General features: G+C 52.4%; 8 protein-coding genes. All 8 read left to right on the forward strand.

The genetic code is table 11. The annotated features are described in order from the left end of the window. Position 1 precedes the first annotated feature (1 nt). Positions 2 to 4,354, forward strand: coding sequence for an Ig-like domain-containing protein (locus SBI19_RS06430; protein ID WP_317966124.1), 4,353 nt, complete (start codon positions 2 to 4; stop codon positions 4,352 to 4,354). Positions 4,355 to 4,544: 190 nt separating this feature from the next. Then, entirely contained in the window at positions 4,545 to 7,283 is a 2,739-nt protein-coding gene (locus SBI19_RS06435) for a stalk domain-containing protein (protein WP_317966126.1), read from the forward strand. 125 nt (positions 7,284 to 7,408) lie between these two features. Next, positions 7,409 to 8,569, forward strand: a complete 1,161-nt coding sequence (locus tag SBI19_RS06440) for a sensor histidine kinase (protein WP_317966128.1) — start codon at positions 7,409 to 7,411, stop codon at positions 8,567 to 8,569. Positions 8,570 to 8,576: 7 nt separating this feature from the next. Next, positions 8,577 to 9,305, forward strand: coding sequence for a response regulator (locus SBI19_RS06445; RefSeq protein WP_191205078.1), 729 nt, complete (start codon positions 8,577 to 8,579; stop codon positions 9,303 to 9,305). 318 nt (positions 9,306 to 9,623) lie between these two features. Next, positions 9,624 to 10,073, forward strand: coding sequence for a glycosyltransferase family protein (locus SBI19_RS06450; protein WP_317966132.1), 450 nt, complete (start codon positions 9,624 to 9,626; stop codon positions 10,071 to 10,073). A gap of 356 nt (positions 10,074 to 10,429) precedes the next feature. Next, entirely contained in the window at positions 10,430 to 11,518 is a 1,089-nt protein-coding gene (locus SBI19_RS06455; protein ID WP_317966134.1) for a hypothetical protein, read from the forward strand. After that, positions 11,460 to 12,596 carry a helicase-related protein gene (locus SBI19_RS06460; RefSeq protein WP_317966266.1) on the forward strand — a complete coding sequence of 379 codons (1,137 nt, stop codon included), beginning with the start codon at positions 11,460 to 11,462 and terminating at the stop codon, positions 12,594 to 12,596. The genes SBI19_RS06455 and SBI19_RS06460 overlap by 59 nt, the downstream gene beginning before the upstream one ends. 10 nt (positions 12,597 to 12,606) lie before the next feature. Beyond that, positions 12,607 to 13,485, forward strand: a complete 879-nt coding sequence (locus SBI19_RS06465) for a ComFC family protein (RefSeq protein ID WP_317966136.1) — start codon at positions 12,607 to 12,609, stop codon at positions 13,483 to 13,485. Positions 13,486 to 13,494: the final 9 nt, after the last annotated feature.

Below are 13,494 nucleotides of genomic sequence, written 5' to 3' on the forward strand. Positions count from 1 at the left end.
TTTGAAACATTATCGGAGAAGCATTAGCTTCATGATTGCTGCATTATTAATGCTGCAACTAGCAATACCCGGCTGGACCAACTTGTCCGGTCAAGCAGAAGCTGCATCGGCAGCACCAGTAATCGTAAGTACATATCCTGCAAATGGCGCCTCTGCCGTTCCAGGCAATGCGAACTTAAAGATTACATTCGATGAACCTGTCCTGAAAGGATCTGCTTCTGCCTATATTCATGTCCGTAGAGTAGATACGAATGAAGAGATCAATACGATTGCTGCCTCTTCTTCTTACGTCTCGCTTAATTCAACCGGATATGTGGCGACAATTGGATTGCCGACTGCGTTGACTGCTGGCGTTGCGTATTATGTACGAATCGACCAAGGCGCATTCGTCAATGTATCGAATGGCGCTAACTACGATGGCTTAAGCGACGCGACCGCATGGCGCTTCGAGGTTGGAGCTGCGGATACGGCAGCGCCTGGCGTGTTAACGTATACACCCGCTCTTAACGCGTCCGATATCGCACCGACGACATCGTTGACGTTGACATTTAATGAAGCTGTCTATGCTTCCAGCGGCTATATTACCATAACAAGAACGGGTGGAGACACGCAGAGCATTGATGTAGGCTCGTCCTCGGTCATTGGCAGCGGAACGAACACAATTACGATCGTGCCGGATCTGCAGCTGCAGTCGTCCAGCGAGTATACGGTGAATGTACCTGCAGGAGCTTTCAAAGACAGCGCCGGCAACGCCTATTCAGGCATTTCGGGATGGAGATTCAATACGGCCCAGCCGCCAATGCGCGTAAACTATTCCCCGGCCAACTATGCAATGGGAACAAGCACAACTAATGATTTAGTGATGACTGTAACGAATGCGACTGCTCCACTAACCAAAGGGACCGGTAAAGTTACGATTAAGCGGATTGGCGATAACTCGCAGTTCCAACAGATTGATGTGAATTCGGGTGCTGTCTCGATTAATCAGAACGTCATTACCATTCGCCATGACGCGTTTGAATCGAACAAAAGCTATTATGTGCTGGTCGATGCAGGTGCATTCCTGTCAGGCAGCATCGTGTATCAAGGAATTAATAACGCATCGGAGTGGACCTTCTCTACAACGTCAGGAATTGATGCAACCGCACCTAAAGTAACAGCGTTAGCGCCTGTTACGAATGGCGTCGTGACCGTGGCATCCTCAAGTCTTGTGATGACATTCGATGAACCCGTGTATCCGAGCGGCGGAAGCATCGTGATCAAGAACAGCAGCACGAACGGTATTTTCCAGACGATTCTGCTTACCTCCTCGAACGTAAAGGGCGGGGGAACGAACACCATTACGATCGACCATAATCCGTTCGTTACGAACACCTCATACTATGTGCAAATTAGTTCGCAGGCGTTCCGCGATCTTGCGGGCAACTATTATAGCGGCATCACGTCCAGCACGGACTGGGCATTCCGTGTTACGACAGATACAGCAGCACCGATCATTTCAGAACTGACGCCGATTAACGGTGCAGACAATGTACCAATCGATTCGAAACTGTCCATTGCGTTTAATGAACCTATTCAAGTGCTGCAAAGCGCAAACAGTGCAGTTATTCGTCGGAGCGGCTTGACTACTGGGGCAATCAATGCAACGTTGTCGCTCGATTCAACCGATCCGAAGAAGTTGATTATCACGCCGCTATCGAATATGACGGCTTCGGCATCCTACTATGTTGAACTGGCAGACGGTGCGGTAGCCGATCTGGCAGGCAACCGATTCGCAGGTATTCAGAATGATGTGCAGTGGAAGTTCAGCACGGTTGGTTCGGACCGTATAGCGCCAACTTTCAGCAATGCGGTAATGTCAGGCTCTTCAACCATTGTGTTGACGTATAATGAAAACCTTGATACTTCGTCGGTCCCATCTACGGGCAACTATTATGTAACGGTCAATGACGAGGCGCGAGGCGTCATACAGGTACAAATTTCAGGCAAGACCGTCACATTGACATTGGCGACCGGTGTGATTTATGGACAAACAGTCAAAGTGACGTATTCCAAAGGGACACGCCCTGTACAGGACTTGTCCGGCAATGCAGCGGCAAGCCTGTCCAACGTGAATGTTACGAATACGGTCAGTACGACACTCCCGAAGCCGGTTAGTGGATCCGTTAACGGCAATGTTGTTATGCTGACTTTCAATCAAGAGTTGGCTACGCTCCAAACTTATGCATATACCCAATTCACCGTAAAATTCAATGGATATCCGGTATCCATCTCAAGCATCGAGAAGGCGGGTGCGATTCTGTTAATCCGCTTAGGATCTTCGATCTCTACTGACACGGCAGTGTCGGTCAGTTATACGCAAGGTTCCTATCCGGTGTATGACAACAACGGAAACGCGCTGCAGTCGTTTGCGGATTTCTATGTCACGAATTCACTCGATACAAACAGCCCTGTTCTCCAATCGATATCGGCTAGCGGTTCGACATTAACGCTTACGTACAACGAGGGGCTGAATTCTTCGTTCGTTCCAGGCAAGTCGTCCTACTCTGTGCTTGGCAATGGAGCCTCGAAAACAATCAGCACCGTTGAGGTTAAGAACAATCAAGTAATACTGACGATGACGAGCTCGCTGGCGAACTTAGGAACCATTCTGGTCACCTATGTACCGAGTACAACCGCGTTGCGAGATTTGAACGGGAATTTAGCTGCTGGATTCAGCGGCACCCAAGCTACTTATATAGGTGAATCAAGTGTTACATCCGCAGTCGTGAACGGTGCGACATTGACGATTCTGTTCAACCAGACACTCCATTCGTCCTATATTCCGAAAACGAATCAGTTCACTGTCAAGACGGCGGGCGTGACTACGCCAGTTGCCAATGTACAGGTATCCGGAAGTGTCGTGACGCTTACGTTGTATACGGCAGTCGTCGCGACTAATGCTGTAACCGTCAGCTACGCATCTGATTCCGGCGGCTTGCGTAATACGTCCGGTGTGCTTGTCCCATCATTCAGCAGCCTGAATGTGGCGAATCAGACATCGACGGGTTCGCCTGGGGGCGGAACAGGAAATGGAGCATTCGATGCAACGCCGGATGGCGCGATTGTGCTGCAGACAGGTCACTATACAACGAGCTCACAGATGTCGCCCGGCGGGCAACTAGCAAGTCAGTACACGGTTCTTGAAGAGAGCATGAACAATGCCTTCAAGGCAGCTCGTTCCCTCAGCGCGACGAATCCGAAGGTTCAACTGAACATAAGTGACACCGAGAAGGCGGGACTTGCTTCGATTCCGCTGCAAGCGCTCGAGAATGCGAAGAATTCAGGCGGCAAGCCAGTGTTCATCGTGAAGTATGGCGATATCACGTATGAAATTCCGTGCAGTGCATTGGATTACACGCAAATAGCGAAGGCGCTGAACGTAGGCGGAACGACGGGATATTTGCAAATTAAAATCGACAAGAACGCAACCAACCTGACGTACGCGCTTACGAGCGCCATTAACCGTGCAGGCGCAATCACTTACGTAAGTCCTGTTCACTTTGAATTGGATGTAACTGCAGGCGGGGTTGTGAAAGAGTGGTCCGATCTTACGCAGTATGTGACGAGAAGCTTCACAACAACGACAGCGCTCAATGGTCGTCAAACGGCAGTCGTATGGTTAGACCCGGCAACGGGCGTCTTGTCTTACTTGCCGACGAAGGTATCGACTGAGGGCAACAGCTACAAAGTGTCCTTCATGAGCAAAGGCAATGACAGCTACGCCGTAGTGAAGGGAAATGTGTCTTTCAGCGATACGGCATCGCATTGGGCGAACACGAACATTCTGCTCATGGCGAATAAGTATATCGTTGAAGGCCGCAGTACGTCGAAGTTTGAGCCAAGCAAGCCAATTACACGTGGAGAATTCGCCATGTTCATCGCTCGCGGACTTGGATTGTCTGGTGATAAAAATGCGGCTGCAGCGTTCTCTGATCTGAAGACGAGCACAGCACTCGCCGCCTATATCGGCGCCGCATCCAAGGCGGGTATCGTACAGGGCAACTCGGACGGTACCTTCAAACCGAATAACTTCATTACAAGGCAGGAAGCTGCTGCGATGCTGAACCGTGCGGCATCGGTCGCAGGCAGCAATGTAACGCTGCCGCAGACGGCAACGGCTTATCTGGAACGCTTCAAAGACAAGAAGAAAATCGGGCTATGGGCGCAGCAGGATGTTGCGAAAGCAGTCTACACCGGCTTTATCACGGGTACGACTTCAACGACATTCGCGCCGCAATCCAATACGACTCGCGCTGAAGCAACGATTATGATTCAACGACTGTTAACATACGTCGGATTCCTCCAAACGTAATAGACAATTAAACGACCTCCTGAGGATCGATAGACGGTCCTTAGGAGGTCGTTTTATTTTTCTCATAAAATGATAGAGGATTTTTCATATGGCAAAGGCGTTAATAGAGTTATTCTATCGACTGTAACTTTTCGCCCGAATCGTAGTCTATAATTAATAGACTTTACGGATGGGAGAGTTGCGTAAAAACATGGTAGTAAACAACAAGACCCTTCAGACGATATCATCGCGAAGCGTATCGAAGCTTGTCATTCTCGCACTAGGAGGCGTACTGCTGTTGCAGCCGCTCCAGCCAGGGGCCGTGATCTACGCGGAAACCGTGCAAGCGCAGACGACAGAAGCAGCGACGACATCGGCAGCTGTTGAAATAAAAACCGCCAATGCCAAACTGACGCAGCAGAAACAAGAAATGATCGCTTCGGGCGTAAAGCGGGTCGACTATGTATGGTCGCCGCTAACGGGGAGCGGAACGGTTAATTTTCATGTCATTGAGATTGATTTGACGAACCCGTATGTACAATTAAATGCCATCAGCGGCAAGAACAACACGGTTGCGAGCTTGAATAACGTTCTGAATATGGCGAAGGAAACGGGCGCAGTCGCAGCGATCAATGCGGATGTGTTCCAGACGAGCAGCGCTTCGGAAGGCTCGCCGATGGGGCCTCAGATTACGAGCGGCACGCTCATGTCGGGACCGATGGCGCTTCAGGGCATGTATGCGTTCAGCGTCTCGAAGGACAAGGTGCCTTCGATTGATCTGTACGGCTTTGACGGCAAAGTAACGGCGGCGGACGGCACGACATTCCCGATTGCGGGCATGAATGAATCTGCTTATACGACAGAGCCGGACAAGCAGCCTAGCCATAAGAACGCCATTTACTTATATACGAATACATGGGCAGCAGCAAGTCATCCGAAGGACAGCAGCACGACGCCGACCGAGGTGCTCGTATCCGGCGGTATCGTGCAGCAAATTTCGGATGGTACGACGCTGACCGTTACGCCGCCGGCGGACGGCTATATTTTGCGTGCGCATGGCACAGCAGCGAAGTTTGTACGTGAGCATCTGACAGTCGGATCGGCTGTAACATCGGACTATAATCTTGTCTCAAAGACGACCGGCGCAAAGGTTGATGCAGCTTCGATGCAGATGATGGTTGGTGGACATACGATCCTGGTCGACCAAGGCAAAACAGCGGCCTTCTCCCGCGATATCGCGGGCGTGAGCGGCGGCAGTAATGTATACCGCTCTGCTGTAGGCTATACAAAAGACGCGAAGAAGGTGCTGCTTCTCACAGCGGAAGGCACATCCACTCGAAACGGCATGTCGCTGAAGGAGCTTCAAGAAGCGATGGTTGGGCTTGGCGTATGGAAAGGCGTCAATCTTGATGGCGGCGGCTCGACGACAATGGTAGAGCGGCCGCTCGGCGAATTTGCGCTGAAGGTCACGCATCCGACGACAGGCGGTACATATTTGCGTCCAGTAGCGAACGGAATCGGCGTGTTCAGTTCGGCGCCGCAAGGCTCGCTCAAAGGGTTAGTGGCCAGCGGACCTAGTACGATGTTTATTGGACAGACGTCCGCCTTCGGACTGAAGGCTTATGACAACTACTACAATCCGGTTGATACGAGCGCGCTGCAGCAGCAGTGGAAAGCAAATGGGTCGATCGGCATGTTCTCAGGCAATACGTTTACAGCACTCAAGAGCGGATCGGGAACTGTCCAAGTGACGTCCGCGGGCATCACGGGTGAATATCCAGTATCGGTTATTGGTTCGGATCAGATCGCATCTATGTCTATTGACGCATCGGCGGCTGGACTCGCGGTCGGGACCAAGATAACGGCAAATGTCAAAATTATGACGAAAGACGGACTTAATTTGACAGTTCCTCCCGAATCGATTAAATGGGAGTTCAAAGGCTTCACCGCTGCAACGAGCGGAAATGTCATTACAATAACCGGCGTTAACGATAGCGCCGCGGCTGGTTATGCGGTCGCACGTTACGATGGTTATCCGGTTATGCTGACACTGACGAAAGGCTCAGCGCCTGTGATGTGGGAGTCGTTCGAGAAGGTTGGATATGGCATTACGTTCCAAGGAACTGAAGGCGCAGCGGGCAAAGTTGCATTAGTGTCCGGCCTTCAAGGCAAGGAATCATCGCTTGCTCTGCAGCTATCCTACGACTTTACGAGCGGTATCGGCAATGGCAAGACGCTGGCTGCATACGCCGTATTGAATGGCAGCGGCAAAGAGGTTAGCGGCTCGCCGACTGGCATGCAGCTCGATGTCTATGGCGATCAAAGCTTCAACTGGCTGCGGATGGAAGTGAAGGATGGAGCGGGCAAGCTGCAGTATGTCGATCTGGCGAAGTCGATTGACTGGACGGGCTGGAAGACGCTGACGGTGGACCTATCCTCTTATGGTTTAACGGCGCCGATTACGATCAAACGGATCTATGTAGCCAACATCGCGCAGGATCAAGACGAGCGTGCTGCCCAGGGATCGATTGCTTTCGACGATGTGAGAATGCTTTATCCGCCGGTTGTGTCCGAACTGACGCGTCCTTCGATTAAGCTGACAATCAACAAGAAGACGGCAACAGTTAACGAAGCAGACGTTAAGCTGGATACGGCACCGATTGTGCTAAGCGGCGTTACTTACCTGCCGCTGCGTTTCATTGCAGACGCGATGGGAGCAGTGGTTGCGTGGGATCAGACGAGCAAGAAAGTAACGGTCATTCGAGGAGACAAGCTGCTGGAGCTTCAGATCGGCAGCGCTGATCTTATCGCAGGCGGCATCAGACAACCTGCTGCTGCTGCGCCATTGATTCGAGATGGCCGTACGCTAGTGCCGCTTCGACTGATCTCTGAACAGCTAGGATTGAAAGTAAACTGGGACGGAGCAGCCAAAACGGTCACCGTGCAGTAGCGGACTACTAATCAAAATGGTTTCCTTGAAAAGCGGCAAGTTTGCTATAATAGAAAAGCTGGATCATTGAAGTGCGAGCAACCTCTTGAAGCAGCTTTTGTCGTAGAAAGGAAACCGATGCAACTATGGATAATCGGATCAATGATATCAATCAGATTATTAGCAATGCGATCAATGTCATGGAAGACAGCAAGGTTCAAATCTTTGAAATATGCGAATCGGCGCGCCAAGAGCTGCTAATGCTGGAGTCTGAGCTGAACACGGTCATTCAGGAAACATCCGACATTATCGACAAAGCGGATGAGCTTGAACGGCAGTATCGGCTGGCGCGCATTCGCTTGACTGAAGTAAGTCGAGATTTTGTGAAATATAATGAGCAGGACATCAAGGCCGCGTACGAACGGGCTACACAAATTCAGATTGAGAAAATCGTGGTGGCCGAGAAAGAACAGCAGTTGAAGGCGCGCCGTGACGAGCTGCAAAAGCGAGTGAAGAACGTCGATCTGTCGATCGAACGGGCTCAGACGATCCATTCGCAGATCAACGTCGTGCTGGAATACTTGTCAGGTGACCTCAATCATGTGACGCGAATTCTCGAGTCCGCTAAGAACCGTCAGTTGATTGGACTCAAAATTATTCTTGCGCAAGAAGAAGAACGGAAGCGGATGGCACGCGATATTCACGATGGGCCTGCGCAGTCGCTTGCCAACCTAGTTCTAAGGATGGAAATTGCAGAAAGAATGATTGTAAAGCAGGAATTTCAAATGGTGCAACACGAATTAATAGACTTGAAAGCACAAGTACGCTCCGGCTTAGAAGAGATTCGAAAAATCATTTTCAATCTGAGACCGATGGCATTGGACGATCTAGGATTAGTCCCTACTTTGCGTAAATATGTGCAGGACTTTGAGGAAAAAACGAGGATTCGAACCACATTCGAAACCGTCGGCCGAGAGATTCGTTTGCCTTCGGCAATGGAGGCCGGCATCTATCGTCTCGTCCAGGAAGCGTTCACGAATGTCATGAAGCATGCTAATGCGACGTATGTGTCCCTCGAGATGACGTATCAAGCCCAGTTGGTTAAGTTTGTTGTATCGGATAACGGTGTTGGCTTTCAAGCTGAGCATCAAGAACCGATATCTACTAATGGGGCCCATTTCGGCTTAATCGGAATGAGAGAACGCGTCGAGCTGCTGGAGGGGAGGATGGATATCGAATCAAATAAAAATCAGGGAACGAAGATTATGATCCAAATTCCCATAAACGCACAGGATAGAAAGGAGTAACATGACGATGGAACAGAAAACCCCAGGCGATAAGAAAAGAATCAAACTGCTGATCGCAGACGACCATCAGCTGTTTCGCGAAGGTCTGAAGCGTATATTGAATATGGAAGACGACATCGAAGTTATCGGAGAATGTTATAACGGTATTCAAGTGCTTGAGTTTTGCAATCATACGCAGCCCGAGATCGTACTCATGGATATCAATATGCCAATCGAGAACGGTGTCGTAGCAACCGAGCGGCTGCGCGATATGTTCCCTGAGATTAAAGTCATTATCCTATCGATTCATGACGACGAAAGCTATGTATTCGAGACGCTTCGCAAAGGAGCGACGGGCTACCTGCTGAAGGATATGGAGGCAGAAGCACTCATTAATGCGATTCGTTCCGTTATGAACGGTTACTCGTATATTCATCCGAAGGTGACGGGCAAGCTGATCAATCAACTTCGACGCATGACGTATCTCGATGAGATGGGTGCGGTGTCGGCTGCTGCAGCCAGCAAGGAGCCAGGCGTGAAGTTCATCGCAAGCGAAGACAATCCGTTGACGCGGCGCGAGGCTGAAGTGCTTCGTCTGATGGCGGAAGGCAAGAGCAATAAGACGATCGGCGAATTCCTGTTTATTAGCGAGAAGACGGTCAAGAACCATGTCAGCAGCATTTTGCAAAAGATGGAAGTCGATGACCGCACGCAGGCTGTTATTCATTCGATCAAATTCGGCTGGGTTACGCTGTAAGTAAATGAACGAAATGAAGAATTGATGAAGAGCCGTTCTCGGGTTGTCCGGGAACGGCTTTTATTGTTTGCAGCGGGTAGAGCGGGTATAAGTAAAAGCATCGTGAAGCGCGAGCGAGCGTGAAGGTGCAAGATCGATACCGAAAATAAAAATGCGCTCAAATGAACGGATTAAGCCGATTGTGGTCATTTTCGCATATTGTTGTCCTTTTCGCCCGTAACCGATGGGCGGTGCGGCGCATATATTGTCGCATAAAGCGTGTGTTCAAAAAGTACGGTTTTCAGCTTTTTGAATGACCTTATAAAGGAGGTGGCCGAGATGATATCATTAATTGCCCTAGTGCTCGGCAGCTACGTGCTTGCGGCGTTGTCGGTGCACCTACTCCAATATTATGGCAGCAGCAGCCATACAAGCAAAAGCCGACATTATGTCATATATGCACGCAATGAAGAGACGCGCATGGAATGGTTTCTCCGCTCTATTCACTGGTTCGCTCATCGTTCAGGTACGGATGTGCGAGTGACCGTTGTTGATTGCGGTTCATCGGATGAAACGTTTGCGATTGTTGGGCATTTTGCCGCCAAGGACGGATGCACGATTGAATCGGTAACGCCAGATAAGCATCGGGTGCTTCGTGCAAGCGGGATCGATCGTGGAGCGGGTGGCGCGCATTTTGCCCAGGCAGGAGAACCTGCCTCGCGTGCCAATCATGCGGTGTTTGTCGATTTGAACCGTCCAGAGGATTTGGCGAAGCTGCCTTTGTTCTGAACGAACGCTACTTGTTAAGGACGAACGCAGAATTCTCATTAGCCAAATGGTAAGCCATAATGCTGTCAGCATTGAATACGCTTGCGTGTAATTGTGGAATTGTTTTACAATGGTGCTGTAGTCATGTTCACAAAGTACGGTTTTCAGCGCCGAGAAGGTTGGATCAAGCGGGGGAATGAGGATCTGGCGTATGCGTTGTGCGACGTGAGAACCGAAAGACTCTATAACGTTGATGGATAAGTCATATATTGTTTCGGGGATGTGAAGCACACTCCTTTCGCTGAATAGGGCGGAGGAGCGTGCTTTTTTGCGTTTCAGGGGAAAGGGTCGAAGATTGATGATAAGGGGGAGCGAGGGTGAAGGTTCAGCTTTATTTGATTCGAGCAGGGGGAAGTTGGTCTGTCAGATGGTCGCTTGCGATGGATGTGGATTTGGCTTTCTGGAGAGAAGGGGGCGCCGTAAGGGACCGGCAGGGCGGCAGTGAGAGCAATGAAGAGGGAAGTGCGAGAGGATTCGGTGGATACAGGGAGCAGGGGTGGAAACAGAGGAGAAATAGTGAAGTTGGAGAGGAAGAACAAAACGAGACGATTATGCATGTATGGCGCACGCCGCTGCCGCTCGGCATCGCTGAGGAGGCAACTGCGCGCTGGATGGTGGAGAACGAAGGACGTGCTGTTGAGGAAAGGTCTGCGGTGCGGGCGTTTAGGAGGGCAGTTCAGGCTGCGGTAGGTTTCGAGATTAAAGGGAAGGGGGAGGAGAACTGGACGGAGCGGGTTGTGGTTGGGGTTGGGGGAGAGCGGGAAGGGCGAAGGCAGTGGCAAGGACCAGGGCGAGACGAAGGAGAAGGGAAAGGTCAAGGGCAAGGGCAAGGGCAAGGGCAAAATCAAAAGCTAAGAGAGATGTTTGATGAGGATTTAGTGCAGGCGATCGTTGAGCGCCTGCATGGACGAGCTGCGCTGCTTGGTGAAGCGCAGGAGCTGCTCGCCGCGGGACCGCCAGCTTGCCGGGCGGTCGTTGCCGGCGGCTGGAGCGCGCTGGCCCCCGCGCTCCAATTGTTCATCCGCGCTTCGCCGCTGCCTGCGATGCGGCAGCGGCGAAGCGCGGATGAACCGCACCGCATGCGCAGCGTGCGGTTCATCCGCTTGCGCGTACTGCGAGGCATGCCTCACCATGGGACGCAGCCGCGAGTGCGGGCTGCTGATCCTTGGTGGAGGCATGGCAGGCCTCGCAGACGCGCAAGGCGCCGCCGTGCCTGGGGCGGCGCCTGCCGTTGCCGCGGCGCGTGCGCACAGCGTGCACGCGCCGGCGGCGGTGGCTGCGCGGTGGGGGCTCAGCCCCGCGCAGCAGGCTGCAGCCGAGGCCGCGCTAATCTACGCGCGGCCGAGGCTGGCTCCTGCCTCCCAGCACTCGCACGAATATGCTCTTGCTTCCAGGCACTCACATGAATACGCTCCTGCCTCCCAGCACTCGCACAAGCCTGCTTCCCAGCAGTCTCTCGCATCCACCCCATCACAATTTCTTATCTGGGCGGTAACAGGCGCCGGGAAGACCGAGATGGTGTTCCCGCTCATAGAGGCGGCGCTTGCTGCTGGCGGACGAGCTCTTATCGCAACGCCTCGTCGGGACGTCGTGCTGGAGCTGGACCCGCGTATTCGGCGCGCTTTTCCAACTGCAAGTGTTGTCACATTATATGGCGGCAGTGAGCAACGTTGGGAGGATGGTCAGATTACGATCGCAACGACGCATCAACTGTTCCGATTTCATGAGCGGTTTAATCTGGCAATCATCGACGAGCTGGATGCATACCCGTACCACGGAGATGAACGACTTCACTATGCGGCCTCCAAATCAAGCTTACCAGGTGGAGCGGTCATCCTCTTGTCGGCTACACCGCCCCTTGCGATGCAACGTGCGGTCCGGCGGGGGAAGCTTGGCTGTGCACGAGTACCGGTGCGCTTTCACCGCCATCCATTGCCCGTTCCGCTCCTAATCCGAATGCCGCGTGTCTCGGAGTTGCTGGTCAAACGCAGGCTGCCGCGTCCATTACTCACTCGTCTTGCTTCGTCTCTAGCTCGCGGCGCGCAATGCTTCGTATTCGTCCAGCAGATCAGGCATTCGGAACCATTGGCCCAATTGCTTCGAACTGCGCTTCCGGGCATCGCGATTGGCGCAACCTCATCGAAGGATGCGGAACGGGCGCAGCGCGTGCAGGCTTTCCGCGACCGCGAGCTTCGTATCCTTGTCACGACAACCATATTAGAGCGTGGTGTTACGGTGCCGTGCAGCGATGTTTTTATCCTGGATGCCGACGGAAGGCTGTTCGACGAGTCGTCGCTTGTCCAAATGGCCGGCCGCGCTGGCCGATCAGCAGATGATCCGAACGGGCGCGTATATTTCTTCGCCTCCGGCAGTAACCAGTCTCAGCGAAGGGCTATCGCCCAGATCCGAGGCATGAACCGTGAGGCCAGACGCAGCGGCTACCTACTTCAGTCGAACCGCACCACGCCTCAGAGAGAGGGCTGAACACATACCAATGCCACTTAACTTAATCACTGGATCTATAAGGCGTATAGCCGGCAGACTAGGCGATCTTCTAAGCGAAGCACATACCCCATGTCCAATCTGCCAGCTGACAGCCCGAAAGTCTGCGCCAGATCCCTTCCTTCGCTCAGCCCTTCCGCGTGATGCGAAGCTCCTTCAGCTCTGCCGAGGTTGCGCATCCGCTATTCCATGGATTACGAACATAGCTTGTGCAGTCTGCGGCCGGCCGGATCCTTGCCCCGATTGCAGGAGAAGGAGCAGTGCCCATTTTATCCTCAACCGCAGTGCTGTTCGCTATGACGATGCAATCCGGGAATGGCTCGCTCTGTTCAAATATCGCGGCGATGAGCGGCTGGTTCGGCCGCTAGCGGATATGCTCGATATCGCCCTCATTCGTCTAGACCATGAACTCCGAAACCGACTGCCTGCCCATCGCTGGGATGCCATCATCCCCGTCCCCGTCAGTCCGGACCGGTTGATGGAACGTGGGTTTAATCAAGCGGAGAAGCTTGCTTCATTGTTATGCGCTAGAAGGGGAGTGCCGCTAGCGGAGCTGCTGATACGGACGAGACATTCGGAGAAGAAGAGTCTGCAGTCACGGTTTGCTAGGCTTCAGAGCGTCGATGGCCTTTTTACCGCGGATCCCGAGGCAGTCTCTTTATTCATCTCCGAATGGCTAAGCCGGGGAACTGCTGCATCCCCAAACCACCCACCCGTCCCGCAGCGTTCTATTCGTCTTCTCATCGTTGACGATATCTATACGACAGGCAGTACAATCGAGGCATGCGCTGCGGCGCTTCATGAGGCATTTGACAGCCAAGCACCACGTCTGCCACTGGATATTTATGCGATAACTTTGGCGCGTTCATGAACTTTCGAC

The organism is Paenibacillus sp. CCS19 (assembly GCF_033239625.1).
Lineage (GTDB): Bacteria > Bacillota > Bacilli > Paenibacillales > Paenibacillaceae > Paenibacillus_T.

What these genes read in the sequence shown, in the direction of transcription:
- SBI19_RS06465 (WP_317966136.1), top strand. Translation starts at nt 12,607, where the DNA reads ATGCCACTTAACTTAATCACTGGATCTATAAGGCGTATAGCCGGCAGA.
- SBI19_RS06445 (WP_191205078.1), top strand. Translation starts at nt 8,577, where the DNA reads ATGGAACAGAAAACCCCAGGCGATAAGAAAAGAATCAAACTGCTGATC.
- SBI19_RS06450 (WP_317966132.1), top strand. Translation starts at nt 9,624, where the DNA reads ATGATATCATTAATTGCCCTAGTGCTCGGCAGCTACGTGCTTGCGGCG.
- SBI19_RS06440 (WP_317966128.1), top strand. Translation starts at nt 7,409, where the DNA reads ATGGATAATCGGATCAATGATATCAATCAGATTATTAGCAATGCGATC.
- SBI19_RS06435 (WP_317966126.1), top strand. Translation starts at nt 4,545, where the DNA reads ATGGTAGTAAACAACAAGACCCTTCAGACGATATCATCGCGAAGCGTA.